This is a genomic window from Halomonas sp. TH-94 (assembly GCF_057473365.1).
In genome coordinates this window covers 23,428-49,548 of sequence record NZ_JBYCKL010000051.1, presented here as the reverse complement: position 1 = coordinate 49,548, position 26,121 = coordinate 23,428, and the positions used below count along the sequence as shown (strand labels likewise).

Here is a 26,121-nt window from a genome sequence, read left to right as displayed (position 1 = left end):
ATAAGAAATGGTGCCATGCATCACTGGGCGGCCCGCCGAAGGCCGGTTGCGGCGCGATGTGCATGTGCCTGCCGCTCATCAGCATGGCGATGGGCTTGAACCATGGTCGAGTCATGACCGTGGGCATTTGTCACTAGGGGTTCATGTCCCTATAATCCACACCGCGCGACTGGCAGGTACTCGTTGTCATTGTCCGTCCGGCAGCGGCGAGCCCCCTACCTCAAACCACCGCCCGCTCGAGCCTGGTCCCATCGGTCGAAGAGCGAGCCAAGAGAGTGTGTATAGAGCCGTGAATAGCAAACGACCCGTCAACCTAGATCTCACCACGATACATTTCCCACTTCCCGCCTTGACGTCGATCGCCCACCGCATCACCGGCGTAATCCTGTTCGTTGGCCTCATTTTCGCTTTCTGGGCCCTCGACAAGTCGCTGTCGTCACCGGAAGGTTTCCTCGCCGTGCGCGATACGATGGCCAACAACATCCTGGCCAAGCTGGTTGCCTGGGGTCTGCTGTCTGCCCTGGCCTTCCATTTCGTGGCGGGCATCAAGCACATGCTGATGGACGCCGGCTATGCCGTGACGCTGGAAGGCGGCACCAAGAAGGCACAGGCCACCGTGGTCATCAGTGCCGTTCTGATCATTCTGGCGGGAGTCTGGGTATGGTAACCAACATCACCAATCTGGGCCGTAGCGGCCTCTCCGACTGGCTGATCCAGCGAGTTTCGGCTGTCATTCTGGCACTCTATACCGTTTTCATCGTCGCGTACCTGCTGTTCAACCCCGGGCTCGACTACGTCACCTGGAGCAACCTGTTTGCTCAGACCTGGATGCGGATCTTCTCGCTGCTGGCCTTCATCTCGCTCGCTGCTCACGCCTGGATCGGCCTGTGGACCGTGACCACCGATTATCTGAAGTCCACGCCCGTGCGCCTCGGCGCCCAGGTCGTCATCATCCTGGCCGTTTTCGTGTTCCTGGTCTGGGGCATCCAAGTTCTGTGGGGAGCCTGATCCATGTCTAACATGCGTACCTTGTCCTATGACGCCATCATCATCGGTGGTGGTGGTTCCGGCCTGCGCGCCGCGCTCGAGCTGGCCAAGTCCGGCAAGAAGACCGCCGTGCTGTCCAAGGTCTTCCCGACCCGTTCGCACACCGTTTCCGCCCAGGGCGGCATTACCTGCGCCATCGCTTCGGCCGACCCCAACGACGACTGGCGCTGGCACATGTACGACACCGTCAAGGGCGGTGACTACATCACCGATCAGGACGCTGCCGAGTACATGTGCTCCGAAGGTCCCAAGGCGGTCTTCGAACTGGAACACATGGGCTTGCCGTTCTCGCGCTTCGATAATGGCCGCATCTATCAGCGTCCGTTCGGCGGGCAGTCCAAGAACTTCGGCGAAGGTGGTCAGGCGGCGCGTACCTGTGCTGCGGCCGACCGCACCGGTCACGCCCTGCTGCACACGCTCTATCAGAACAACCTGAAGAACAACACCACCTTCCTCAACGAGTGGTTCGCGGTCGATCTGGTCAAGAACGCCAACGGTGACGTGGTGGGCTGCATTGCCATGTGCATCGAGACCGGCGAAGTGGTGCACGTCAAGTCCAAGGCCACCGTGATGGCCACCGGCGGTGCGGGCCGTATCTACGCTTCCACCACCAACGCCCTGATCAACACCGGCGACGGTATCGGCATGGCGCTGCGCGCGGGCTTCCCGATGCAGGACATGGAGATGTGGCAGTTCCATCCCACCGGTATCTACGGTGCCGGCGTGCTGGTCACCGAAGGCTGCCGCGGCGAAGGCGGCTACCTGGTCAACAAGGACGGCGAGCGTTTCATGGAGCGCTACGCGCCCAACGCCAAGGACCTTGCTGGCCGTGACGTGGTTGCGCGCTCCATGGTCATGGAGATCCTCGAGGGCCGCGGCTGCGGCGAGAAGGGCGATCACGTATTCCTCAAGCTCGACCACCTGGGCGAAGAGGTGCTCAACAAGCGCCTGCCCGGTATCAGCGAGCTGTCCAAGATCTTCGCCCACGCCGATCCGGTCAAGGCGCCGATCCCGGTGGTGCCGACCTGTCACTACATGATGGGCGGGATTCCGACCAACGTGCACGGTCAAGCGATCATGCAGGACGCCGATGGCAACGATCACATCGTGGGCGGCTTGTTTGCCTGTGGCGAGGCAGCTTGCGTCTCGGTGCACGGTGCCAACCGTCTGGGCGGCAACTCGCTACTCGATCTGGTGGTGTTCGGCCGTGCGGCGGGCATGTTCATCGAGAGCGCGCTCAACGAGGGTATCGACTACCTCGACGCTTCCGAGTCCGACATCGAAGCGGCCATGAAGCGCATGACCCGCTGGAATGAGTCCGGCAGCGGCGAGTCGGTTTCCGACCTCAAGACCGAGCTGCAGAGCATCATGCAGAATGCCTTCGGGGTATTCCGTCAGGAAGACCACATGCAGGAAGGCGTCAAGAAGCTGGCCGATCTGCGCGGCCGCATCGGCGAGGCGCACCTGGTCGACAAGTCCGGCGCGTTCAATACCGCCCGAGTCGAGGCGCTCGAGCTCGACAACCTGATGGAAGTCGCCGAAGCCACCGCCATTGCGGCCCTGGAGCGCAAGGAAAGCCGTGGCGCCCATTCGCGTTACGACTATCCTGACCGCGACGACACCAATTGGCTGAAGCACTCCATGTACTTCCCGACCGAAAAACGGGTCGGCAAGCGCGATGTCAACTTCAAGCCGAAGACCGTCGACACCTTCGAGCCGAAAATCCGCACCTACTGAGGGGGAGTCACGAGATGCTTCAGGTATCCATTTACCGCTACAACCCGGAAACCGACTCCGCGCCCTACATGCAGGAGTACCAGCTCGACACCCAGGGCCGTGACCTGATGGTCCTGAACGTGATGGAAATGCTCAAGGCCCAGGATACCACCCTGGCCTTCCGTCGCAGCTGTCGCGAGGGTGTGTGCGGTTCCGACGGCATGAACATGAACGGCAAGAACGGCCTGGCCTGCATCACGTCGCTGTCCGACGTGGTCAAGGACAACAAGCTGGTGCTGCGGCCGCTGCCCGGCCTGCCGGTGGTGCGTGATCTGGTCGTCGACATGGGGTTGTTCTACAAGCAGTACGAGCGCATTCAGCCGTACCTGCAGAACGACACCGCAGCGCCGGCCATCGAGCGCCTGCAGTCGCCGGAGGATCGCGACAAGCTCGACGGTCTCTACGAGTGCATCCTGTGCGCTTGCTGCTCGACCTCCTGCCCCTCGTTCTGGTGGAACCCGGACAAGTTCGTCGGTCCGGCCGGTTTGCTGCAGTCCTACCGCTTCCTGGCCGATTCGCGCGATACCGCCACCCGCGAGCGTCTGGCGGAGCTCGAGGATCCGTTCAGCGTATTCCGCTGCCGCGGGATCATGAACTGCGTCGCGGTATGTCCCAAGGGGCTCAACCCCACACGGGCAATTGGCAAGATCCGCGACATGCTGCTTGCGAATGCCACTTAAATCGTGGCGCGTGGCTTGCTATCATAGCGGCCGCAGCCAGACCGCGACCTCGTGTCGCGGTCTGGCTGGTAGACAGCAGTAGCAGAGCCGGTGCCACAGGTACCGGCTCTTGAGCATGAATTTCAAGGTTTCCGGCCTCACGGCTGGATCCGCCGGGAAGAGAAGATGCCCTACCGGCAGGGCACCAGCCAAGCCGTCGCGGCTGGCCCGCGACGGCGCCGATAACACCCCATCAGTGTAGGGTGACCGAGAGATGCAACAAGGCATAATGGAGTTGATGTGGAACAGCTCCCATGTGAGCGGCAGCAACGTTCACTATGTGGAAGCGCTCTACGAGCAATACCTCGCCGACCCAGGTTCCGTGCCCGACGAGTGGCGAACCTACTTCGATCAGCTGCCTAGCGTCGAGGGCAGCGCCAGCCATGATGTCCCCTTGAGTCCCGTGCGGGATCAGTTCCAGCAGCTGGCCCGAGCGCGTCGGACCGGCCTTGCGGCTGCCGTCGACAGTGGCGAGAACAAGAAGCAGGTCAAGGTGTTGCAGTTGATAAACGCCTACCGCTTCCGGGGTCATCAGCAGGCCGATATCGATCCGCTCAAGCTGCGTAACCAGGCCCCCATTCCCGACCTCGATCTCTCCTTCCACCAGCTTTCGCCCGCCGATCTGGATACTGAGTTCCAGACCGGCTCTTTCTTTCTGGGGATGGACAAGGCGCCGCTGCGCGAGATCGTCAATGCGCTGGAGCAGACCTACTGTCGCTCCATCGGCTGCGAGATCATGCACATCGTCGATACCGAAGAGAAGCGCTGGCTACAGCAGCGCTTCGAGTCGGTTCGCTCGGCGCCCAAGTTCAGTGACGATGTACGCAAGCATCTGCTGGAGAGAATGACCGCTGCGGAAGGCCTGGAGAACTACCTGGCTTCCAAGTACCCCGGTACCAAACGCTTCGGCCTCGAGGGTGGGGAGGCGTTCATCCCCATGATGGATGAGCTGATCCAGCGCGGTGGTGGCTACGGCGTCAAGGAAATGGTCATCGGCATGGCCCACCGCGGTCGTCTCAACCTGCTGGTCAACATCCTCGGCAAGAATCCCTCCGAGCTGATCGACGAGTTCGATGGCAAGAAGCTGATCGAGCGTGGCTCGGGCGACGTCAAGTACCACCAGGGCTTCAGCTCCAACGTGATGACGCCGGGTGGCGAGGTTCACCTGGCCTTGGCCTTCAATCCCTCCCACCTCGAGATCGTCTCTCCTGTGGTCGAGGGCTCCGTGCGGGCGCGCCAGGACCGTCGTGACGACCTGGAAGGCACCAAGGTCCTGCCGATCAACATCCATGGTGACGCGGCCTTCGCCGGTCAGGGCGTGGTCATGGAGACGTTCCAGATGTCCCAGACCCGTGCCTACAAGACCGGTGGGACGATTCATATCGTCATCAACAACCAGGTCGGTTTCACCACGTCGCACCCGCAGGACACGCGCTCTACCGAGTACTGCACCGACATCGCCAAGATGGTTCAGGCACCGATCTTCCACGTCAACGGCGACGATCCGGATGCCGTGCTGCATGCGACACAGGTCGCCCTCGATTATCGCCAGCAGTTCCGCAAGGACGTGGTGATCGATCTGGTCTGCTATCGTCGTCGTGGCCACAACGAGGCCGACGAGCCGTCCGGCACCCAGCCGCTGATGTATCGCAAGATCAAGGACCATCCTTCCGCGCGTACACTCTACGCGCAGCGTCTGGTCGAGCAGGGCGTCCTCAGCGAGGACGAGGCTCAGGCGATGACCGAGACCTATCGCGAGGATCTGATGGCCGGCAACCACGTGGCCAACGCCCTGGTCCAGGAGCCCAACACCACGTTGTTCGTCGACTGGAAGCCTTATCTCGGCCATGAGTGGAGCGGCTACGCCGAGACCGGCGTCGAGATGAAGCGCCTGCAGCGGCTGGCCTCACGCATGTGCGAGATTCCCGACGGCGTCGAAGTGCAGCGTCAGGTCGCCAAGATCTACGAGGACCGCCGTAAGATGCATGCCGGTGGGCTGGCACTGAACTGGGGCTTTGCCGAGACCCTGGCCTACGCCACGCTGCTCGATGAAGGTCACCCGGTGCGCATCACCGGTCAGGACGTGGGGCGCGGCACCTTCTCTCACCGCCATGCGGTGGTGCACAACCAGAAGGATGGCAGCACCTACGTGCCGCTACAGCATCTGGCCGATGGTCAGCCGCGTTTCACCATCCACGACTCCTTCCTCTCCGAAGAAGCGGTGCTGGCGTTCGAATACGGCTATGCCACTACCGCTCCCAACGATCTGGTGATCTGGGAAGCGCAGTTCGGCGACTTCTTCAACGGTGCGCAGGTCGTGGTCGACCAGTTCATCTCCTCCGGTGAGACCAAGTGGGGCAGGCTGTGCGGCCTGACCATGCTCTTGCCTCACGGCTACGAAGGGCAGGGGCCGGAGCACTCTTCCGCACGTCTGGAGCGCTTCCTGCAGCTGTGCGCCGAGCACAACATGCAGGTGTGCGTGCCCACCACGCCGGGTCAGATCTTCCACCTGCTGCGCCGCCAGGTAATCCGCCCGCTGCGAAAGCCGCTGGTAGTGATGACCCCGAAGAGCCTGCTGCGTCACAAGGAGGCGATCTCCAGCCTCGAGGATCTGGCCAACGGCCATTTCCACATGGTGCTGCCGGACCAGGGCGAGCTCGATGCCCAGCGCGTCCAGCGCGTCATCATGTGTGCCGGCAAGGTCTACTACGACCTGGCGGCCTGGCGCGCCGAGAACGAGCGTGACGATACCGCCATCGTGCGCATCGAACAGCTCTACCCCTTCCCCAAGGAGGAGCTCTTCGAGGCGCTCAAGGACTACGTCAACCTCGAGACCGTGGTGTGGTGTCAGGAGGAGCCGCTCAACCAGGGCGCCTGGTATCCAAGCCAGCATCACATGCGGGCGGTGGCCGACATGCTCAAGCCGGGCCTGGGTGGAGAGCTCAAGTTCGCCGGCCGTCCGGCATCGGCAGCACCCGCGGCGGGCTATATGTCCGTGCATACCGAACAGCAGCGCCAGCTGGTGGAAGACGCCTTCAACGTCTAAGCAACACCACCGGGACGAGAGAGAACATACAAGGGAAACGACATGGCTACCGAGATCAAAGCGCCCACCTTTCCGGAATCCGTTGCCGAAGGCAGCGTGGCGGCCTGGCACAAGAAGCCGGGTGATAGCGTCGAGCGCGATGAGCTGATCGTCGAGATCGAAACCGACAAGGTGGTGCTCGAAGTGGTGGCGCCGGAAGCAGGCACACTCTCCGAGGTGCTGGTGGAAGAGGGCGACACCGTACAGTCCGAGCAGGTGCTTGGCCGGATTGGTGCAGGCAGCGCCAAGAGCGGTGAGAAGAAGAGCGAGAAGGCCGACGCCAAGGCCGATGATGCCAAGGCCGATGACGCCAAGGCCGAACCGAAGAGCGAAGCCAAGGCGGCCCCGGCTGGCGACGGCAAGTCTCATGAGGTGAAGGCGCCGACCTTCCCCGAGTCGATTCAGGAAGGCACCGTGGCCGCCTGGCACAAGAAGGTCGGTGAGGCGGTCAAGCGCGACGACGTGTTAGCCGACATCGAAACCGACAAGGTGGTGCTCGAGGTCGTGGCACCAGCCGATGGTGTGCTGGCCGAGATCAAGGCGGAAGAGGGCAGCCAGGTCGAGTCCGAGGCGGTGCTGGCCATCTTCACCGAAGGCGGCAGTGGTGCGGCGACGGCGGCAGACGAGACGCCGGCGGCTTCTGCCGACGACGGATCCGGTGACGAGAAGATCGGCGACAAGATCCTGGCGCCGGCAGCGCGCAAGATGGTTGCCGAGCATGACCTGGACGTCAGCAAGATCGACGGTACCGGCAAGGGGGGGCGCATCCTCAAGGAGGACGTGCAGCGCGCCGTACAGGCCGGCACGGCCAAGAAGAGCGCGGCGCCTGCCGCAGCACCCAAGCAGGCCGCTTCCGCGGTGCCGGCCTTCGAGGGCGAGCGTCCCGAGAAGCGCGTGCCGATGAGCCGCCTGCGCCAGACCATCGCCAAGCGCCTGGTCCAGGCTCAGCAGACCGCCGCCATGCTTACCACCTACAATGAGGTGGACATGGGTGCGGTAATGGATCTGCGCTCGCAGTACAAGGACACCTTCCTAAAAGCCCACGACGTCAAGCTCGGTTTCATGGGCTTCTTCGTCAAGGCGGCCTCCGAGGCGCTCAAGCGCTTCCCCGACGTCAATGCTTCCATCGACGGCACCGATATCGTCTATCACGGCTATCAGGACATCGGCGTGGCGGTTTCCACCGACCGTGGTCTGGTGGTACCGGTGCTGCGTGACACCGACAGCATGAAGATCGCCGACGTCGAAAAGGGCATTGTCGACTTCGGCAAGCGGGCACGTGACGGCAAGCTCGGTATCGACGAGATGCAGGGTGGCACCTTCACCATCACCAACGGTGGTATCTTCGGCTCGCTGATGTCGACGCCGATCATCAACCCGCCGCAGACCGCCATCCTGGGCATGCACAAGATCCAGGAACGTCCGATGGCCGTCAAAGGCAAGGTCGAGATCCGCCCGATGATGTACCTGGCCCTGTCATACGACCACCGTATGATCGATGGCAAGGATGCGGTGCAGTTCCTTGTCACCATCAAGGAGCTGCTCGAGGATCCGGCTCGTCTGCTGCTGGATGTCTGACGGCGCCAGAATCAACGGACTCAAACGCGAACCGATCAACAGGAAGAACACATGGCCGACAAATTTGATGTGATCGTCATCGGTGCGGGCCCCGGGGGCTACGTGGCCGCCATCCGTGCCGCCCAGATGGGGCTGAAGACCGCCTGCGTCGAGAAATGGGTCAACAAGGAAGGCAAGACCGTGCATGGCGGTACCTGCCTCAACGTGGGCTGCATTCCCTCCAAGGCGCTGCTCGAGACATCCCACAAGTTCGTCGAAGCGCGCGACCACTTCGCAGAGATCGGCATCGATCTGGAAGCGCCCAAGCCCAACGTGCCCAAGATGCTGGAGTTCAAGAACTCCGTCATCGCCAAGAACGTCGGCGGCATCAGCGCGCTGTTCAAGGCCAACGGTGTAACGGCAATCGACGGTACCGGCAAGGTGACCGGCGCCAAGCAGGTCGAGGTCACCGGCCACGACGGCGAGAAGACCACCTATGAAGCCGACAACATCGTCATCGCCGCAGGCTCGGTGCCGGTGGAGATTCCGCCGACTCCGCTGCATGAGGACGTCGTCGTCACGTCCACCGGTGCGCTTGAGTTCACCGAAGTGCCCAAGCGCCTGGGCGTGATCGGGGCCGGCGTCATCGGTCTCGAGCTGGGCAGCGTGTGGAGCCGTCTGGGCGCCGAGGTGACCGTGCTCGAGGCCATGGACACCTTCCTGCCGATGGTGGATACCGCCATCGCCAAGGAGACCCAGAAGCTGCTCAAGAAGCAGGGTCTGGACATCAAGCTTGGCGCCCGCGTCACCGGCTCCGAGGTCAAGGGCAACGAGGTCGTGGTCAAGTACAGCGACAGCGCCGGCGACCAGGAGCTGACCTTCGACAAGCTGATCGTCTGCGTCGGCCGTCGTCCCTACACCCAGGGTGTGGTCGACGAGAACGTTGGGGTGGGCCTGGATGAGCGCGGTTTCATCCACGTCGACGATCAGTGCCGTACCAGCGTGCCGGGCATCTACGCCATCGGCGACTGCGTACGTGGCCCGATGCTGGCCCACAAGGCTTCGGAAGAGGGGGTAATGGTTGCCGACATCATCGCCGGTCACAAGGCCGAGATGAATTACGACGCCATTCCCAGCGTGATCTATACCTCGCCGGAAGTGGCCTGGGTCGGTTTGAACGAGCAGGAGGCCAAGGCCAAGGGTATCGAAATCAAGACCGGCTCCTTCCCGTTCTCTGCCAACGGTCGCGCGCTGGCCAACAACGCTCCGGAAGGCATGGTCAAGATCATTACCGATGCCGAAACCGATCGCATTCTTGGCATGCATATCGTCAGCCAGCACGCCGGTGAGCTGATCGCCCAGGGCGTCATCGCTCTAGAGTTCGGTTCCAGCGCCGAAGACCTGGCTCTCACCTGCTATGCCCACCCGAGCACCGCCGAGGCGATCCACGAGGCGGCGCTGGCGGTGGACGGCCATGCCATTCACATGGCCAATCGCAAGAAGCGCTAGTAAGCCAGCTCACGCAGTAGACGTAACAACGAGCGCCATCCAGGGGATGGCGCGTCGTGCCCGGCAATGTATCGGGTGCGAACGGGGGTGACCCGACTCGCATCGCCACAGGCGGTGTGTCGCGGTTGCCGTTCGAGTCACATGCAACCAATGGCATGAATCGATGAACCTTCACGAGTATCAAGGCAAGCAGCTGTTTGCTGATTATGGTCTGCCGGTTTCCAAGGGCTTCGCAGTCGATACCCCCGAGGAAGCGGCTGAAGCCTGCAAGAAGATCGGTGGCGACATGTGGGTCGTCAAGGCTCAGGTCCACGCCGGTGGCCGCGGCAAGGCCGGCGGTGTCAAGCTGATCAAGAGCCCGGAAGAAGCCAAGGCGTTTGCCGAGCAGTGGCTGGGCAAGAATCTGGTGACCTTCCAGACCGACGAGAAGGGTCAGCCGGTCGCCAAGATTCTGGTCGAGACCTGCACCGACATCGCCGAAGAGCTGTATCTGGGGGCGGTGGTCGACCGCACCACGCGTCGTGTCGTGTTCATGGCCTCCACCGAGGGTGGCGTCGAGATCGAGAAGGTCGCCGAGGAAACCCCCGAGAAGATCCTCAAGGTCGAGATCGACCCGCTGGTCGGTGCGCAGCCGTACCAGGCGCGTGAGCTGGCCTTCGCCCTGGGTCTGAAAGGCGACCAGGTGAAGCAGTTCACCAAGATCTTCCTGGGCCTGTCGCGTCTGTTCCACGAGAAGGATCTGGCGCTGCTCGAGATCAACCCGCTGGTGATCACCGACCAAGGCAACCTGCACTGCCTCGATGCCAAGCTCGGCCTGGACAGCAATGCGCTGTATCGCCACCCGGACCTGCAGGCGATGCGCGACCCGTCCCAGGAAGACGAGCGTGAAGCCGAAGCGGCCGCATGGGAACTCAACTACGTAGCCCTGGAAGGTAACATCGGCTGCATGGTTAACGGCGCCGGTCTGGCCATGGGCACCATGGACATCGTCAACCTCAACGGCGGCAAGCCGGCCAACTTCCTCGACGTGGGTGGCGGTGCAACCAAGGAGCGCGTGGCGGAAGCCTTCAAGCTGATCCTCTCCGACGATAACGTCAAGGCCGTACTGGTCAACATCTTCGGCGGTATCGTGCGCTGCGACATGATCGCCGAGGGCATCATCGGGGCGGTCGAACAGGTCGGCGTCAACGTGCCGGTGGTGGTACGTCTCGAAGGTAACAACGCCGAGCTGGGCGCCGAGAAACTGGCTTCCAGCGGTCTGAACATCATCGCTGCTACCAGTCTGACCGATGCGGCTCAGCAGGTCGTCAAGGCAGCGGAGGGCAAGTAATGAGCATCCTGATCGACAAGAACACCAAGGTCATCTGCCAGGGCTTCACCGGCGGCCAGGGGACCTTCCATTCCGAGCAGGCGATCGCCTACGGCACCAAGATGGTCGGCGGCGTGACCCCGGGCAAGGGCGGCCAGGAGCACCTGGGCCTGCCGGTGTTCAATACCGTCAAGGAAGCGGTCGAGAAGACCGGTGCCGAGGCCAGCGTGATCTACGTTCCGGCGGCCTTCTGCAAGGACTCGATCCTCGAAGCCGCCAATGCCGGCATCAAGCTGATCGTGTGCATCACCGAAGGCATCCCGACCCTGGACATGCTCGACGTCAAGGTCAAGTGCGACGAGCTGGGCGTACGCCTGATCGGCCCGAACTGTCCGGGCGTGATCACGCCGGGCGAGTGCAAGATCGGCATCATGCCGGGTCATATCCACAAGCCGGGCCGTGTCGGTATCGTGTCGCGCTCCGGCACCCTGACCTATGAAGCCGTCAAGCAGACCACCGACCACGGCTTCGGCCAGTCGACCTGCGTGGGCATCGGCGGCGACCCGATCCCGGGCTCCAACTTCATCGACATCCTCGAGATGTTCGAGAAGGACCCCAAGACCGAAGCGATCGTAATGATCGGCGAGATCGGCGGGACCGCGGAAGAAGAAGCGGCTGCCTACATCAAGGCCAACGTGACCAAGCCGGTGGTTTCCTACATCGCCGGCGTCACCGCGCCTCCGGGCAAGCGCATGGGCCACGCCGGTGCGATCATCTCCGGTGGCAAGGGTACCGCTGACGAGAAGTTCGCTGCGCTGGAAGACGCTGGCGTGCGTACCGTTCGCTCCCTGGCCGAGATCGGCGATGCGCTGAAGGACGTGACCGGCTGGTAAGCCTGGCTTCATCAGCGGTTGGCCACACGGGGCGCCTCATCGAGGCGCCCCTTTTTTCTCTCATCGTCCGCTAGCCGTCAGGCCAGTGCCTCGTCGAAGCGTGGGGCATCCATACCCAGCAGCTGAAGCTCGAAATCGTCGGCTTCCATGGCCTGCGGCAGTTGTTTGTCGTTGCCCTGGGCCCGGTAGGCGAAGCGCCAGGCCTCGCCCGGCGCCAGCTCGCGCGAGTCGCCGACCCGATAGGTTTCGCCCTCACGGCTGAATTCGCCGTTCCATAGCGTGTCCAGCTCGTCGTCCAGCTCGAAACGGAGATCGGGCAGCGCCAGCGTCTCCTGGGTTACGTTCTCGACGAAGATTTCAGCGCTATGGCCCCCCTGCCATTGTCTGAGCGTATTGCCGGTCACGACCAGCTCGGCCGTATCGTCGATCAACGGCGGCAGCAGGCCATCGTCACTCGCCAGCACTTCCCGTTCGTCGGGAACGGGCATCGGCTCGGCGTCGAACAGGCTGCGTGAGGCCAAGTGCAGCGTGGTGCCTTCACCGAACACGGCATACTGCATGTCGATGAGGGTATCGTCGGTGCCCTTGTCGTCGCGGATGCGTACCGCGTCGTCGGCGAAGTCGATGCGGTAAGCGTCGAAGTCGCTCGTATAGCGGGCGGTGTTGGTACCGCCGCCGCCGATCAGGACGTCTGCGCCATCGTTCCAGTCGTCGCCAGGGCCGCTTTGCAGGATGTCGTTGCCGGCGCCGCCGATCAAGGTATCGTCACCCAGGCCGCCGTTGAGGTAGACCCCATCGTCGCTGCCGCGAATCACGTCGTCGCGGCGGGAACCGATGACATAGTCGAAACGGACCTGGTTGGCGTCCGGGTCGGTGGGGGCGCCGAATGCTTCTCCCTCCTCGTTGACCCAAAGGGTCGGTGACAGACCGTCGCTTTCCGGGTCGCGCAGCGAGCGTTCGACCCGCACCTGATTGCCGTGGTCGCGTCCACCGTGGAAGTTGACGTCGCGATCGGTACGGGCGATCTCGACGTCGTTGTCGACGGAGGAGCGCCAGGAGGCGAACACCAGGCCATGCCGCATGCCGCTGTCCTCCAGGCCGGTGAAGGTGCCGTCGTAGCTTTCGCGCAGCTCGAAGGCATAGCCGTTGCCACCGCTGCCTTTGTTGAGAGCGCCTTCGGCGGAGATGTCGGTAACGTCGGCATCCACTGAGCGCGAGACATGAAAGGCGGTGGATGGGCCATTCTTGACGTCGATATCGTGGAGCTGCGAGCCGGTGGTGCCATCGAGATATACGCCTTTGAAGCCCGTCAGCTCGCTCTCGGTATTCTGGAAGCTTGCATCGTCGGGAGTGCCGATATCGAAATCGATGCCGAACCCCGACAGGGCAACGTCATCGACGCTGGCCACTCTTTCCACCTGAGTCTTGCCCGCTTCGAAATCGAAATGTACCCCACGGTCCAGGCTGACTCGTCCCTCTTCCACTGCCGTGACCTTGGCCATGCTGGTGCGCAGCTCCGCATGCTCCTGCTTGCGCCACGCGCTGTCGCCTATTTCATCGAGAAAGGCGCTGTCATTGTCCTGCCACAGGCGCAGGGTATCGCCCACTTCCAGCTCCGCGTCGATGGCGATGCTCGTCTCACCCTGCCGTGCGGCGGCATCGAGGGTGCCAAGATCAAGGCTGTCGGCGGTGCCGTCCAGCTTGATGGCATGGCCCTGATCCAGGGCGCTGCGGGTGAAAGTCAGGCGGGTGGCGTCGGAGCCGGCTCCGGTGAGGGTGAGGTCGGAACGGTCGATGGTCAGAGGGCCGTCGAGCCTGTAATCACCCGTCGAGAGCTCGATGGTGGCACCGCTCGGCGCGTCATCGATCAGGGTCTGCAGGGCCGCTGCCGTCGTGGAAGGGCCAGCCGTTAACACGGACATGTCGTCTCTCCTCGTGAACGTTGTATCGAGACTCGGCTTCGAGGCTCGGTTGGCGAGGCTTGCGATGTGACGGGCGGCGAGATGCTAAACGCTGAGCGGCGAGAAAAACAGGCGGTCGCCACGTCGAACGGGTGGAAATCGGACAGCCGTGCCGGCTTTGTAACGCTTAATTTCGCCTAGGAAAATTCATCGAGGCACGATGGTTGAGGCGGATGGCTTTGGTGATGAAGAGAGGCGCTGACAGGGGAGAGCAACATAACAAGACCCATCGTAACGAAAACCATCATTCCGTAGTCATCGCTTCGTTGCGGCTCTGTTAGGCTGCCCCGCTTCAAGCCTTCATACCGCCGCTCGCGTGCCACGAGTGCGAGCAGGAGTATCTCTGCGGGAGGGATGCAAGCCATGGCCTCCGAGACCGTCGACGATCTCGCGAGAGCGCTGCGCCAGTGCCGGCCGACTCTGCTGTGGGTGCTCGGCTTCAGCCTTTTCGTCAATGCCCTGATGCTGGTGCCGGCGCTCTACATGCTGCAGGTATACGACCGGGTCATTACCACCGGCAGCCGCGAGACGCTGCTGCTGCTTACCCTGGTCGTTCTATTCCTGATGGCGGTCATGGGCTTTCTCGATGTGGTGCGGTCACGCCTGCTGGTGCGTATCGGCAACCGTCTCGATGCTCGGCTGGGGGAACGCTTGCATCGAGCCGTGTTCGACCGGCAACTCGCAGGCGAGGGACGTACCTCGGTGCAACCGCTGGATGACCTGCGCACGCTGCGCCAGTTCGTTTCCGGCAATGCGCTCTTCGCCTTCTTCGATGCCCCCTGGGTCCCGCTCTATCTGGCCCTGCTGTTTCTCTTCGACCCCTGGCTCGGCGTTTTCGCCAGCCTGGCAGGGCTGGTGCTGCTCGGCCTGACACTGACCAATGAAAAACTGACCCGGGGGCTCATGCGGGACGCGGGAGAACGCTATCGCGAGGCGCGCGAGCAGGTCGCGGACAGCCTGAACGGTGCCGAAGTCGCCCGCTCGCTGGGCATGCTGCCGACGCTGCGGCAGCGCTGGCTGGCCAGACATCGAGCCGCCCTCGTCTTGCAGTCTCGCGCGAGCGACCGGGCCAGCGGCCTGACCCAACTCGCCAGGACCCTGCGCCTGACTTTCCAGTCGCTGATCCTCGGCCTGGGGGCGCTGCTGGTACTCGAAGGGCGTATCACGCCGGGTGTCATGATTGCGGCTTCTATCGTTCTGGCCCGCGCCCTGGCGCCCATCGACGGCATGATCGGCGGCTGGCGGGGGTTGGTGAGCGCCCGCGACGCCTATCGGCGGTTGGCGACTCTGCTTGGGGAGATGCCCGTCGAACGGCAGCGCCTGGCGCTGCCCGCCCCTCGAGGGGAGGTGGCGGCCGAGTCGGCCACGCTGCTGGCGCCGGGGTCAGACCGGGCCGTGCTCGAAGACATCGCCTTTCGCGCCGAGCCCGGCGAACACGTCGGCATCGTCGGGCCGAGCGCGGCCGGCAAGAGCAGTCTGGCCCGTCTGCTGGCCGGCGCCCAGACGCCGGAGCGGGGGACGATACGCCTCGATGGAGCCAGCTTCGAGCAGTGGGATCGCGCCGCCTTGGGCCCCTTCCTGGGCTACCTGCCCCAGGAGATCGAGCTTTTCGACGGCACGGTCAGCGAGAACATCGCCCGCTTCGGCGAGCCGTGCCCTGAGCAGGTGGTCGAGGCAGCGCGCAAGGCTGGCGTGCACGACATGATCCTGCGTCTGCCGGCGGGCTATGAGACCCGACTCGGCCGTTCCGGCGTCATGCTGTCGCGTGGGCAGCGTCAACGGGTGGCCCTGGCCCGGGCGCTGTATGGCGCCCCGGTGCTGGTGGTGCTCGACGAGCCCAATGCCAATCTCGACGATGCCGGTGAGCGGGCGCTGATGGCGGCGCTGGAACGCCTCAAGCGGGATGGTGTCACCCTGTTCGTGATCACCCATCGGCGCAGCGTACTGGCAAGCGTCGATACGCTGCTGGTACTTGACGAGGGTCGCCTGCGTCTGCGTGGAGCCCGTGATGAAGTGTTGGCCCGGCTGGAAGCCGCCGCGAGCAGGCGCGACGCCTCGGCACGACCGTCGAGTCGGCCCTCGCCGACCCGTCGAACGGCGCGCGAGGCGGGGACATGATCTATCCGCAGGAACCGACGCCGCCTGCCGCGACCACGTCGGCACCGCCCGTCGATCCTCGCCCCTGGCAGCGCATCGGCCTGCTGGTGCTGCTGATTGCCTTCGGCGGCTTCGGTGGCTGGGCGGTGGCAGCCAATCTGGCGGTGGGGGTCGTGGCATCGGGCAAGGTGGCGGCGGCTTCGTCCACGCGCTCGGTGCAGCACTACGAAGGCGGCATCGTCAGCGAGATCCGGGTGGCCGATGGCGATCGCGTCGAGGCGGGCGAGGTCCTGGTGGTGCTCGACGACACCCGGGCGCGTTCGCAGCTTCAGCTGGCGCGTAACCAGTACCTGCTCAACCGTGCCAGTGAAGTGCGGCTGTCGGCCGAGCTGGCCGGGAGCGAGACGCTAACCTTTCCTGCCGAGCTGCGCGACAGCCAGTCGCGTCGTGTGCGCGAAGCGCTGGCGGTGCAGCAGGGGCTGTTCTTCGCCCGAGGGCAGATGCTCGACGGCACCTTGGCTACCCTCGCACAGCAGGCCTATCAGTATCGTGAGCAGCGCGAGGGCTTGGAAACGCTGATCGAGGTCAGCCGGCAACGAATTGCCTCGCTGGATGAAGAAGCGGACGATCTGCGCAGCCTGTTCGAGCGTGGCCACGGTGACCGACAGCGTCTGCGTGAGCTGGAGCGTGACCTCCTCGAGCTGGAAGGGGAGACGGCTCAGCAGGAGTCGAATGCCGCGAGCATCGACGCGCAGATCAGCGAGAACCGTCTGCAGCGGCAGATACTGCGTCAGGAGTTCCAGCAGGAGACCGGCGAGCGGCTGCGGGACGTGCAGGCGCAGATCGCCGACGCGGAGGAGCGCATCACCGCGCTCGAGGACGAGGTGCGGCGTACCGCCGTGCGAGCGCCGGTGGCGGGCAGCGTCGTCGACCTGCGCCTGCACAGCAGCGGTGCGGTGATCGATCCGGGCGATGCGGTACTGGACATCGTGCCGGCAGACGAAGGGTTCGTGGTCGAGGCACGCATTCCGGTCAACGAGATCGACAGCCTGCATCCCGGGCAGACGGCGCGCATCCGCTTCACTGCCTTCGACCAGCGCTCGAGCCATGCCGTGGAAGGTGAACTCGTTCATCTCTCCGCCGATAGCCTGGTGGACGAGACCACGGGCAGCGACTACTACCTGGCACGCATTGCCGTGGACGATACGCGGCTGCCCGAGGAGATGCGACTGGTGGCGGGCATGCCGGCCGAGGTGATGATCCATACCGGCGAGCGTACCTTTGCCAGCTACCTGCTCGAGCCTTTCAGCGACGTCCTGGCCCGGGCCATGCGCGGCTAGCCGTTCGGCTGCGTTGACGTGAGGTGGCGCGCTATCGGCTAGGCTGAGGGCGAACGAGCTTGGAGAACGACGATGAACAAGGTACCCGCCGCCTATCAGGCGACGCGAGGATCCGTCCTCGATGTCGACACAACGTTCTATTCGCGGCTGACCGATCCCGCAGCGAGGACGCACGTCGACTCGCTGGTGGTGCCGATACGCGAGGGGCGAGCCTGGAAGGTCCCTGCTGGCCATGTGGTGCGCCTTTCTACCCTGGAAGGTCCCCAGGTAGGCGATCTCAATCTATGGAGCCTGCACAATCCCCGCGAGCGCTTCTGGGCCTCGCGTACCCGGCAGCTGCAGCGCGCTCATGTCTCCACCTTCGATCGGCTCTGGTCGACGTTGCCCTATCTGCGCCCCATGGCGACCATCGTCGACGACACCCTGGCCGGCTATGGCGTGGACGAGCAGGGCGGGCGGATACATGACTTGCTTGGAACCCGCTGCGATCCCTACGTCAATCGTCTGCTCACCGGTGAAGACTTCGATCATCACTGCCACTCCAACCTGGTGCGCGCCGTGCTGCCGCATGGCCTCACCGAGTTCGACGTGCATGACGTGCTCAATGTGTTCCAGTGCACCGGGCTCAACGAGGACGACCAGTACTTCATGAAGGCGTGCCCGGCGCGGGAAGGCGACTATCTTGAGTTTTTCGCCGAGATCGACCTGCTGTGCGCGCTGTCATGCTGCCCCGGCGGTGACCTTTCGGTGGATCTATGGGGCCCGAACGCACGGGATCCGTTGGCGACCTGCCATCCCATCGGAGTGGAAGTGTTTCGTCTCGATGAGGCCCTGCTCGAGGGCTGGCAGCCGCCGGAATACGCGCCCTATCAGGGCGGCCATGGCCTGCGTGGGGCTGCCATCGACTGGACGCTTGAAAAACGCCGTCGCGGATTCTAGGCCACGTAGTCCCGTTCACGTAGTCCCTATCTCGATGACGACCCGCCGGCCAGGCGGGTTTTCTTTTGCCTGCGCGTTGACATCCCCGTGGATGAGCCTACTATACCATCCATGTGGATGGTGTGTGGATTCCATCAGGATGTATTCAGCCGGAGACGGCTTGTGAAAGAGCAACGAGGCATAACGTATGAGCGTGCATGAGCTGCGCCGCAAGAGCGGTGACACCAGTGAGAAGATCACCATCAACCTGGGGGTTGTCGACCTGGGTCAAATCGATCTGCTGGTGCAGGAAGGGTTCTATTCCAATCGCACCGATCTGATTCGCACGGCAATTCGCAATCAATTGGCGAGCCACGCCGAGGTCGTCAGGGAAACGGTGACTCGGAAGGCCTTCGTGCTGGGGCTCGAGCATTACAGCCGCACGGATCTGGAAGCCCTTCAGTCGGCGGGGGAGACGCTGCAGATTCAGGTTCTGGGGATGGCCAGCATTGCCGATGACGTCACGCCGGAGCTTGCCCGAGCCACCATCGAATCGGTGGTCGTGTTGGGCGCTCTACATGCCAGTGCGGCGGTCAAGGCTGCCCTGGCGGATAGAATTCACTGAATCACACGATAGGGATGTTGACGATGATCGATGCGACGATGACGCGACGAATGGAAGAGGCGACACGGCTCACCCGCGATGGGAAGCTGCACGAGGCCATGGCCGTTCTTCAGGGCGCCACGCCAGGTGAGCCTCACTTTGCCGGCGATACCTTCGAGGGGAGCTGTCAGGTCATTGACGAAGAGGAGTCGGCAGCACGACCGGCATCTGCCGAGTCGGTGTTTCGCCAAGCCCGTAAGACGACCGCCTGGCCAAATCCGGGTGGAGACGTCGGGCGGTCTAGCGCATGGCACGCCACGTGGCGCCAGCTGCGTGAGTCCATGGCTCAGCCCGAGCAGGCACGCCCCTGCGAGTCGGCGGAGCCCGGCGCCTTTTCCGCAGGGAGTTATACCAATGCAGCCGGCACCCGCGATTACAAACTGTACTTGCCCAGCGGCTATCACGGCCAGGCACTGCCGCTGGTGGTCATGCTACATGGCTGTACCCAGAACCCGGATGACTTCGCTACCGGTACCCGGATGAACCGGCTGGCCGAAGAGCAGCTGTTTTGCGTGCTCTATCCGGCCCAGCCGATGACCGCCAACAGTTCGAAGTGCTGGAACTGGTTCAAACCCGAAGACCAGCAGCGCGAGGGCGGGGAGCCGGCGATTCTTGCCGGGATGACCCGTCAGATAATCGAGGCGTACGGGCTCGATGCGAGTCGGGTCTATGTCGCAGGATTATCGGCCGGTGGTGCCATGGCAACGACACTGGCAATGACCTATCCCGACCTCTATGCGGCGGTAGGCGTGCATTCCGGACTCCCCCACGGCGTAGCCCGGAGTATTCCCGATGCCTTGGGGGTGATGCAGGGTGGTACGGGCCCCCTCGGTGGCGGTGGCTCGAAGCAAGGCAGTGCGTGGGCGTCCCAGGTGCCGGCCATCATCTTCCATGGCGACCGTGACACGACCGTGCATCCCAGCAATGCGGATCGTGTTGTCGCGCAGTATGCGGCCGGGAAGGGGGCAAACGGAGCTGAGGGTGGAGTCGAGACGACGGTGGCGCGGGGGCAGGAACCCAATGGCCATGCCTATACGTGCACCCGCCATCACGATGCGGAGGGGCATCCACGCCTCGAGCAGTGGGTAATCCATACTGCCGGCCATGCCTGGGCGGGTGGCGATCCTCGCGGTTCGCACACGGATCCCAAGGGGCCCGATGCGACCAAGGAGATGCTGCGTTTCTTTCAATCCCAGGCCCGACCCGCGGCCCACGCAGGGCGCAGTACGCCCTGAGGGTGGGTCAGGCCGCGACGCAGCTGCGGTCGCGGCCGTTGCGCTTGGCCTCGAGCAGGGCGTGGTCAGCGCGCAGCAGCGTCTGTTCCAGCAGGTCCTCGCCTTCCCGGTACTCGCTCAACCCGGCGCTGGCGGTGATGTAGAGGGTAGCGTCATTGACGGCAATAGGCATGCTGGCTAGGCTCTGTCGAAGTCTGTCGACGATGGCCTGGGCGTCCACTAGTTGGGTGTTGGCCAGCAGTAGCAGGAACTCCTCACCGCCCCAGCGTGCACAGAGGTCGTAGTCGCGCAGCTCCTGACGAATCGCCTCGGCGATTGCCACCAGCACCTTGTCGCCCACTTCATGGCCATGGAGGTCGTTGATCGACTTGAAGTGATCGATGTCGAGCATGGCCAGGGTATAGCGTCGCTGCGCGGCCATCGATGGCAAGCGTTCGTCGAGCAACCGCCGGTTGGGCAGGCCAGTAAGCTGGTCGTGGGTCGAATCGAGCTTCAGCGCCAGGTTGTGATCGCGGACCAGGCGCTGATAGCCGTCGGAAATGCGCGAGAGCTTTTCCTGGCGCCGCAGTGCTTTGAGGTACTGGCGCCTGGCGATCAGTTCGTCCTCACGCATATAGCGCTGATACTGATCCGATATGGCCACCATGCGTTCCAGACGCTGCATCTCTACCAAATGGTGTTCATACAGCTGCCTCAGCGCGGCCTCCAGCGGGTGTCCCGTATGGGCGGGGTCCGCAAGCAGCGATTCGACCTGACTGAGTAGGTGGGCGGCTGCGCGGTTCATGGCGTGGCCTGGGTCGGTGAGATACTGAAGGGAAACGAGCAGTCTTCGCGAAACTCTTCCGCCAGGTCGGCGATCCGCTCGTTGCGCGGATCGTAGTGCCAGGTGACGCTTATGTCGCGTCCCTCGCCATGAGCTTCCTCGAGCAGATCGAAGATGTCCATCATCGCCTTGACCGAGCTGGTGTTGAGATAGACCAGCGACAGGTCCAGCGTCAGAGGGCGTGACTCGCTGGCAAGGAAGCGCTGGACCCAGCCGATGACTTGGTCGAAGAGTTCAAAGGAGTTCTCCGGGTAGGAGTCGCCTTGCATGCTGAGAAGACCGGCCTGCCAGTCACTGGATATGGTGGGAGTCGACTGGCTGCCCGGAATGCTGAGGTCGATGATCATGTGGTTCTCTCGGCAGGGTCAGATGACGGCGGTGAGACTGAAGAAGCCGCGGCCATCGGGCAGTGGTTTCAGCGAGGCCTGCATCGGTTCGCTCGACTTGCGCGCAATGTCGAGCAGCCCCAGGCCAGCTCCGGAGCTGCCGCTCTCACGCGGCATGCGCAGCTGTTGCTTGTAGGCCTTCTTCAGCTCTTGCTTGTCGAGTGAGGCCAGCGCTTCGATGGCCAGCACCAGGCGTTCACCGTCTTCGTATTCGACGAGATTGCCGGCGGAAACCAGATAGTGCCCAGCTTCGTCCTTGGCTACCGCCACAGTGGCCGATGCCGTGACTTCATCGTAGCCGTGACGTGTGGCGTAGTGGCGAATGTTCTGTGTCATCTCGATGTAGGCGGAAAACACATCCATGGCGGAGGAGGGGGCGGTCTGCTCCGAGTTGAGATAGTTGCGCAGGGCGTTACCGATTTCCTCGATCAAACTGCGGGAAATCGGTCCGTTGAAACACAGCATGATGCGCTGGTCGAGGTAGCTCTCGCGCAGGCTTAACAGGTCCATCACGTTTCCTCGGGCGATGTGTCAGCTGCCATGAGCGGAAGCCGGGCAGAGAGGGGGGCAAGGGGCACTCCGGATCGCGTCCGGTCGAGCTCGGTGAAACGGAAGCTCAGCAGAGTGACATCGTCGCGCTGCGGCAGGTCACCCTGATAGGCCAGCAGTTCGCGTTCGAAGGCGGCAACCTGTTCATCGAGCGGGCGTTGTGCATGGCGCTTGAGCAGTGACTCGAAGCGGGAATTGCCGAAACCGAACCCGTGGCTGCCGCCGGCCTGGTCGAAGAAGCCATCGGTACACAGGGTGTAGGTCCAGCCGGGCTGCAGGGTGGCCGTCTGGTTGTCGTACTCGATGGGGCGCTTGTGCCCCAGCGCTCGTTTGCCGCCGGTCAGGTGCGTCATGTCGCTACCATTGGTGGCGTACAGGTCGATCTTGGCGCCGGCGAACGTGATAGTTCGCGCCTCGAGGTCTACCCAGGCCAGGCCGACATCCATGTTCGTAGCGACGGAGGCGGGCAGCGCGTCGGTGCGCAGCACGTCACGACTCTGGCGATCGGTTTCGTTGAGCAATGCGGCCGGATCTTCAGGCCCTGACTTGAGAATGGCATGGTCGAGAATGGCTCTGGCCAGCATGGTCATCAGCGAGCCAGGCACGCCATGGCCGGCGCAGTCCACCACGCCGAACAGATAGCCGCCCTGGCCGGGACGGAAGAGATAGAAATCTCCGCCCACCGTGTCGCGTGGCTTCCACAGGACGCCGTGATGATGTTCGAGATGCAGCCCGAGCTGCCGGTCGGGAAGGATGGCGCGCTGAATGAAGCTGGCATAGTCGATGGAGTCGTTGAGCTTTTGCTGAGTAGCGGCCATTTCTGCATTGGCCAGCTCCAGCGCCTGTGTGCGTTCTCGCACCTTGTCTTCGAGTTCGCGCGTGTGGCGCTGTACCTGATTGGCCATGTGCGAAAACGCTTTGGACAGCTCGCCGATCTCATCCCGGCGCGACGTCGGCAGGGGCGAATCGTAGTGGCCGGCGGCAATGGCCTGGGCCGACAGCTTGAAACGGTGCAGCGGCGCCAGGATCAGGCGCTCGGTGGCCAGGGCTATGATGGCCAGGAGAGTGCCGATGATCAGCAACGCAGCCAGAATCACCGGCCATAGCCAGCGGCGGTCGAGGATCTGCGCTACACCGAGATCGAGTGCGCTGATCAGATACCAGTCTAGCTCTGGGATATAGCCGACCGAGAGCAGACGTTCACGTCCTTCCAGGGTGGCCCATAGCGTCTGGATGTCGTCAGGCTTGCCGTTGGCCGCCTGCATGGCGGCCGCGAGTGCATCGCGCTGTTCGTCGCTGCCGAGCAGGGCATGAATATTTCGCTCGCCGTCGGCTTCCCCCGCCCCGGAACCGAATGCAATGCGCTCCAGTGAAGGGTGAGCCTGCAGGGCGCCTTGACGGTCGACGATCATCGGCGTCAGGCCCTCGGCTTCGTCGCGCATGAAGGCATTGAGGAAGTCGCCGAGTTCGAAGCCGGTCCCGGCCAGGCCCAGCAGCGTATCGCCATCGCGTACCAGCACGTTGAGCCATACCTTGGTCACCTCTAGCTCATGGTCGACGTTGACATTGAGATTGTAGGGCTCGCGACTCTGGCGGACCTGAAAATACCAAGCGTCGTTGGGCTGGGCCGCATCCAGGCGATAGCGCGGTGAAGGGGTGGCGTTCGCATCGTCGGCGCTGACGTAATAGTAGTCGCCGCTGGCGTCGGCAATGATGAAGTACGAGCCATCGGCGAAGTCCTGGCGGAAGCCTTCGGCTTCCTGAAAGGTGCGTGCTCGCAGCTGCGGGTCACTCTCATTGGCCAGCCACTGCTTGAGTGCCAGGTTGTCGGCGAAGCGCTGAGCCAGGGCCAATTCGCGCGAAATGGGCGCGTGAATCTTCTGCATGTGCAGAAGGGTATAGTTCTCGGCATAGGCGTTGGCGAAGTGACGCCGTACGTCGTCCACTGCTTTCCAACCCAGCAGGGCGGCGGGGATCAACGCGAGAAGACAGGCGAGTAGCAAGGTCGCGATCGACTTGCCACGCAAACCCCATCGTGCGGCCATGGTATGAAGCCCCGCTTCGGCGAGGCCGGGTGAAGGGCTTTTCCCCGGCACTATTTTTCTCACGTAAAAGTGCCACAACCGGGGAATGTAAAGCGAGTGAAAAAGCGCTGCAGCAGAGTGCCAATTCTTGCTTTAGATCATGCTTGTCGACAAGACGGGTGGCATCGTTCGAGGCCACCCGTCTTCACTTCATACGGCAGGGCGTGCCACCAGCGAACGGGTCTCCTCGCGCGCCTCGATCAGCTCCACGCGTATCACGTCGCCGAGTTTGTAACGCTCTTCGCCCTCGACCTGGATACGGCCCTCCTTGTCGTCGATGACCACCTTGTCGCGGTCGCTGTGCAGCATCGGAGCCGGTACGAAGGCGGTCGCGCCGTTGGCGGTGAGGCGTACGCGCATGCCGCCGCGGCTGATACCGAAGATCTCCGCTTCGAAGGCTTCCTGGGCCTTGGCGGCGGGGGTCAGATAGCGCACGTAGAGCCAGTCCTTGACATCGCGCTCGGCCATGCGGTTGAGCTTGCGGCGTTCGGTCAGCTGCTCTGTCAGCGCCTGGGTCGCTTCCGCCGGGGCCTGTTCGCCCTTGAGTACGCGTTTGATCAGCCGGTGATTGACCATGTCGCCGTACTTGCGGATCGGTGACGTCCAGGTGGCGTAGGCGGAAAGACCCAGGCCGAAATGCGGGCCGGGGCGGGCGGACATGCTGGTGAAGCCCTGGAAGCGGCGCAGGCGCGCATCGAGCCAGGCGTCGTCGCGGCTCTCCAGCGCGCGCTTGAGCTCCTTGTAGCGCGGCAGCTCGGAGAGTGCCTCGAGTTCGACCTCCACCTGCTGGGCGGTAAGAAACTCATGTGCGGCCTCGGCCTTTTCCGGGTCGAAGGCGCGGTGCACGTTGAAGATGCCGTGTCCGACGTGTTCGGCGAGGTAATCGGCACAGCAGGCGTTTGCCGCGATCATCGACTCCTCGATCATGCGGTTGGCGATACGTCGCTCCTCGACGCGTACGTCGAGGACGTTGCCTGCCGGGTCGAGCACGAAGGCGTAGTCGGGACGATCCTTGAATACCAGCGCATGCTCGGCGCGCCAGGCACTGCGTGCTTCTGTCATGTCGTGAAGGGCGCGAAGCTGGGCCGCGATCTCCTCGGCCGGGGCCCAATCGCCCTGACCTTCCAGCCAATCGGAGATACGGTCATAGACCAGCCTGGCCTTGGAACGCATGGTGGCGGAAAAGAAGCGGTAGTCGCCGAGGCTGCCATCGGCCTCCACATTCAGCGTACAGGCCAGCACCGGACGCTCTTCGCCTTCGCGCAGCGAGCACAGATCATCGGCCAGCTGCTCCGGCAGCATGGTGACGTTCTGGCCCGGCAGGTAGACGGTGAAGGCACGCGTGCGCGCTTCCAGGTCGGCGGCATGGCCCTCTTCGACATAGGCGGTGGGGTCGGCAATGGCTACCGTCAGCCGCCAGCCGCCTTCCTCCCGCGGTTCGATTCGCAGCGCGTCGTCCATGTCGCGGGTTTTTTCGCCATCGATGGTAAAGAAGGGCTCGGCGGTAAGGTCTTCGCGCTCGAGGCCTTCATCGCGCAGGGGCCAGTCGCTGCCGGCCTCGGGGCACTCCTGCTCCAGGGCGTGGCGGGCCAGGGTGACGCGCCACGGCACGGCGGGATCGTCGGCTTTGGCGACCAGCTCATCGATCTGGGCGAAGAAAGCCCGATCTTCAGGCTTGAGCGGGTGGCGTACCAGACGCGCCACGACCCAGTCGGCGTCGCCGATGCTCGCTTCGTCGAGGCTGTTCTTGATGCGGGACTTCAGCACGTTCTTGATCGAAGGGTGGTCGGGCACCACCGCCAGCCGACCTTCGCGCTTTTGCACCCGGGCGATGAAGCGATTCAGGCCCGCCTCGAGGAGCGCATCCGGCTCGACGGAAGTCTTGTCGCCATTTTCGTGAATCACGGCCTGGACGCGATCGCCGTGCATCACCAGCTTCATCGCCGGCGGTGGCACGAAGTAGGATTGGCCGTCATCGGTCTCGAGGAAGCCAAAGCCCTTGTCGGTGGCCTTGATCACGCCTTCGGCACGGGGCGTGGTCTGACGAATCTGTTGCTTGAGCTGGGCGAGCAGCGGGTTATTCTGCAGCATGATCACGAACGTGTGGCGGGATAGGAGGGCCACTATACGGATTCCGGGGGCCGGCGCCAAACGCTGGCGTGCCGCTCA

At 63.5% G+C, this 26,121-nt stretch carries 20 protein-coding genes; 14 read left to right on the top strand and 6 right to left on the bottom strand.

From position 1 onward, the window contains the following. The first annotated feature begins 289 nt into the window (after positions 1–289). The 9 genes from sdhC (at position 290) to sucD (ending at position 11,895) form a co-directional block, all read left to right on the top strand. Positions 290–667: a succinate dehydrogenase, cytochrome b556 subunit gene (sdhC, locus tag AC2VNO_RS10070; protein WP_228579487.1), complete on the top strand. Its 378-nt coding sequence runs from the start codon at positions 290–292 to the stop codon at positions 665–667. After that, positions 661–1,008 carry a succinate dehydrogenase, hydrophobic membrane anchor protein gene (gene sdhD, locus AC2VNO_RS10065; protein ID WP_228579485.1) on the top strand — a complete coding sequence of 116 codons (348 nt, stop codon included), beginning with the start codon at positions 661–663 and terminating at the stop codon, positions 1,006–1,008. Before sdhC ends, sdhD begins: the two co-directional genes overlap by 7 nt. A 3-nt stretch (positions 1,009–1,011) precedes the next feature. Next, complete coding sequence (gene sdhA, locus AC2VNO_RS10060) at positions 1,012–2,784, top strand: succinate dehydrogenase flavoprotein subunit (RefSeq protein WP_228579483.1); 1,773 nt, start codon at positions 1,012–1,014, stop codon at positions 2,782–2,784. Positions 2,785–2,798: 14 nt separating this feature from the next. Continuing rightward, positions 2,799–3,503 carry a succinate dehydrogenase iron-sulfur subunit gene (locus tag AC2VNO_RS10055; RefSeq protein WP_228579482.1) on the top strand — a complete coding sequence of 235 codons (705 nt, stop codon included), beginning with the start codon at positions 2,799–2,801 and terminating at the stop codon, positions 3,501–3,503. 253 nt (positions 3,504–3,756) lie between these two features. After that, complete coding sequence (locus AC2VNO_RS10050) at positions 3,757–6,588, top strand: 2-oxoglutarate dehydrogenase E1 component (protein WP_486934004.1); 2,832 nt, start codon at positions 3,757–3,759, stop codon at positions 6,586–6,588. A gap of 42 nt (positions 6,589–6,630) precedes the next feature. Then, positions 6,631–8,205 (top strand): 2-oxoglutarate dehydrogenase complex dihydrolipoyllysine-residue succinyltransferase, encoded by a 1,575-nt coding sequence (odhB, locus tag AC2VNO_RS10045; protein WP_486934003.1) that lies wholly within the window; start codon positions 6,631–6,633, stop codon positions 8,203–8,205. A gap of 51 nt (positions 8,206–8,256) precedes the next feature. Next, the gene (gene lpdA / locus AC2VNO_RS10040; protein WP_486934002.1) at positions 8,257–9,693 is read left to right on the top strand and encodes a dihydrolipoyl dehydrogenase; all 1,437 of its coding nucleotides are present in this window, start codon (positions 8,257–8,259) and stop codon (positions 9,691–9,693) included. Positions 9,694–9,856: 163 nt separating this feature from the next. After that, complete coding sequence (gene sucC / locus AC2VNO_RS10035; RefSeq protein WP_486934001.1) at positions 9,857–11,023, top strand: ADP-forming succinate--CoA ligase subunit beta; 1,167 nt, start codon at positions 9,857–9,859, stop codon at positions 11,021–11,023. Further along, on the top strand, positions 11,023–11,895 hold the full coding sequence (sucD, locus tag AC2VNO_RS10030; RefSeq protein WP_228579472.1) for a succinate--CoA ligase subunit alpha: 873 nt from the start codon (positions 11,023–11,025) through the stop codon (positions 11,893–11,895). The genes sucC and sucD overlap by 1 nt, the downstream gene beginning before the upstream one ends. Positions 11,896–11,972: 77 nt before the next feature. Here the strand turns inward: sucD and AC2VNO_RS10025 are convergent, their stop codons facing one another. Then, complete coding sequence (locus AC2VNO_RS10025; RefSeq protein WP_486934000.1) at positions 11,973–13,817, bottom strand: calcium-binding protein; 1,845 nt, start codon at positions 13,815–13,817, stop codon at positions 11,973–11,975. A 402-nt stretch (positions 13,818–14,219) separates the two neighbouring features. Between AC2VNO_RS10025 and AC2VNO_RS10020 the strand changes: the two genes are divergently transcribed. From AC2VNO_RS10020 to AC2VNO_RS10000, 5 genes are all read left to right on the top strand, one after another. Next, entirely contained in the window at positions 14,220–15,974 is a 1,755-nt protein-coding gene (locus AC2VNO_RS10020) for a type I secretion system permease/ATPase (RefSeq protein ID WP_486933999.1), read from the top strand. Beyond that, entirely contained in the window at positions 15,971–17,293 is a 1,323-nt protein-coding gene (locus AC2VNO_RS10015; RefSeq protein ID WP_486933998.1) for an HlyD family type I secretion periplasmic adaptor subunit, read from the top strand. The genes AC2VNO_RS10020 and AC2VNO_RS10015 overlap by 4 nt, the downstream gene beginning before the upstream one ends. A 72-nt stretch (positions 17,294–17,365) precedes the next feature. Further along, positions 17,366–18,232, top strand: coding sequence for an urea carboxylase-associated family protein (locus AC2VNO_RS10010; protein ID WP_486933997.1), 867 nt, complete (start codon positions 17,366–17,368; stop codon positions 18,230–18,232). A gap of 187 nt (positions 18,233–18,419) precedes the next feature. Next, positions 18,420–18,836, top strand: coding sequence for a CopG family transcriptional regulator (locus AC2VNO_RS10005; protein WP_486933996.1), 417 nt, complete (start codon positions 18,420–18,422; stop codon positions 18,834–18,836). A 23-nt stretch (positions 18,837–18,859) separates the two neighbouring features. After that, positions 18,860–20,110 carry an extracellular catalytic domain type 1 short-chain-length polyhydroxyalkanoate depolymerase gene (locus AC2VNO_RS10000; RefSeq protein ID WP_486933995.1) on the top strand — a complete coding sequence of 417 codons (1,251 nt, stop codon included), beginning with the start codon at positions 18,860–18,862 and terminating at the stop codon, positions 20,108–20,110. A 7-nt stretch (positions 20,111–20,117) separates the two neighbouring features. Here AC2VNO_RS10000 and siaD read toward each other — a convergent pair whose 3' ends face one another. The 5 genes from siaD to AC2VNO_RS09975 all read right to left on the bottom strand — a co-directional run bounded on the left by siaD (position 20,118) and on the right by AC2VNO_RS09975 (position 26,043). Beyond that, on the bottom strand, positions 20,118–20,894 hold the full coding sequence (gene siaD, locus AC2VNO_RS09995; RefSeq protein WP_486933994.1) for a biofilm regulation diguanylate cyclase SiaD: 777 nt from the start codon (positions 20,892–20,894) through the stop codon (positions 20,118–20,120). Then, entirely contained in the window at positions 20,891–21,280 is a 390-nt protein-coding gene (gene siaC, locus AC2VNO_RS09990; protein ID WP_486933993.1) for a biofilm regulation phosphoprotein SiaC, read from the bottom strand. Before siaC ends, siaD begins: the two co-directional genes overlap by 4 nt. A gap of 18 nt (positions 21,281–21,298) precedes the next feature. After that, positions 21,299–21,829 carry a biofilm regulation protein kinase SiaB gene (gene siaB / locus AC2VNO_RS09985; protein ID WP_486933992.1) on the bottom strand — a complete coding sequence of 177 codons (531 nt, stop codon included), beginning with the start codon at positions 21,827–21,829 and terminating at the stop codon, positions 21,299–21,301. After that, positions 21,829–23,913 (bottom strand): biofilm regulation protein phosphatase SiaA, encoded by a 2,085-nt coding sequence (gene siaA, locus AC2VNO_RS09980; RefSeq protein ID WP_486933991.1) that lies wholly within the window; start codon positions 23,911–23,913, stop codon positions 21,829–21,831. Before siaA ends, siaB begins: the two co-directional genes overlap by 1 nt. A gap of 189 nt (positions 23,914–24,102) precedes the next feature. Beyond that, positions 24,103–26,043 carry an exoribonuclease II gene (locus tag AC2VNO_RS09975; RefSeq protein WP_486934045.1) on the bottom strand — a complete coding sequence of 647 codons (1,941 nt, stop codon included), beginning with the start codon at positions 26,041–26,043 and terminating at the stop codon, positions 24,103–24,105. Positions 26,044–26,121: the final 78 nt, after the last annotated feature.

Bases quoted from the DNA above. Each gene is read 5' to 3' on its own strand.
- AC2VNO_RS10050 (WP_486934004.1), top strand. From the start codon at position 3,757: ATGCAACAAGGCATAATGGAGTTGATGTGGAACAGCTCCCATGTGAGC.
- AC2VNO_RS09975 (WP_486934045.1), bottom strand. From the start codon at position 26,043: ATGCTGCAGAATAACCCGCTGCTCGCCCAGCTCAAGCAACAGATTCGT.
- siaD (WP_486933994.1), bottom strand. From the start codon at position 20,894: ATGAACCGCGCAGCCGCCCACCTACTCAGTCAGGTCGAATCGCTGCTT.
- AC2VNO_RS10055 (WP_228579482.1), top strand. From the start codon at position 2,799: ATGCTTCAGGTATCCATTTACCGCTACAACCCGGAAACCGACTCCGCG.
- siaC (WP_486933993.1), bottom strand. From the start codon at position 21,280: ATGATCATCGACCTCAGCATTCCGGGCAGCCAGTCGACTCCCACCATA.
- sucC (WP_486934001.1), top strand. From the start codon at position 9,857: ATGAACCTTCACGAGTATCAAGGCAAGCAGCTGTTTGCTGATTATGGT.
- AC2VNO_RS10020 (WP_486933999.1), top strand. From the start codon at position 14,220: ATGGCCTCCGAGACCGTCGACGATCTCGCGAGAGCGCTGCGCCAGTGC.
- sdhD (WP_228579485.1), top strand. From the start codon at position 661: ATGGTAACCAACATCACCAATCTGGGCCGTAGCGGCCTCTCCGACTGG.
- siaA (WP_486933991.1), bottom strand. From the start codon at position 23,913: ATGGCCGCACGATGGGGTTTGCGTGGCAAGTCGATCGCGACCTTGCTA.
- siaB (WP_486933992.1), bottom strand. From the start codon at position 21,829: ATGGACCTGTTAAGCCTGCGCGAGAGCTACCTCGACCAGCGCATCATG.
- odhB (WP_486934003.1), top strand. From the start codon at position 6,631: ATGGCTACCGAGATCAAAGCGCCCACCTTTCCGGAATCCGTTGCCGAA.
- sucD (WP_228579472.1), top strand. From the start codon at position 11,023: ATGAGCATCCTGATCGACAAGAACACCAAGGTCATCTGCCAGGGCTTC.
- lpdA (WP_486934002.1), top strand. From the start codon at position 8,257: ATGGCCGACAAATTTGATGTGATCGTCATCGGTGCGGGCCCCGGGGGC.
- AC2VNO_RS10015 (WP_486933998.1), top strand. From the start codon at position 15,971: ATGATCTATCCGCAGGAACCGACGCCGCCTGCCGCGACCACGTCGGCA.
- AC2VNO_RS10005 (WP_486933996.1), top strand. From the start codon at position 18,420: ATGAGCGTGCATGAGCTGCGCCGCAAGAGCGGTGACACCAGTGAGAAG.
- sdhA (WP_228579483.1), top strand. From the start codon at position 1,012: ATGTCTAACATGCGTACCTTGTCCTATGACGCCATCATCATCGGTGGT.
- AC2VNO_RS10025 (WP_486934000.1), bottom strand. From the start codon at position 13,817: ATGTCCGTGTTAACGGCTGGCCCTTCCACGACGGCAGCGGCCCTGCAG.
- AC2VNO_RS10000 (WP_486933995.1), top strand. From the start codon at position 18,860: ATGATCGATGCGACGATGACGCGACGAATGGAAGAGGCGACACGGCTC.
- AC2VNO_RS10010 (WP_486933997.1), top strand. From the start codon at position 17,366: ATGAACAAGGTACCCGCCGCCTATCAGGCGACGCGAGGATCCGTCCTC.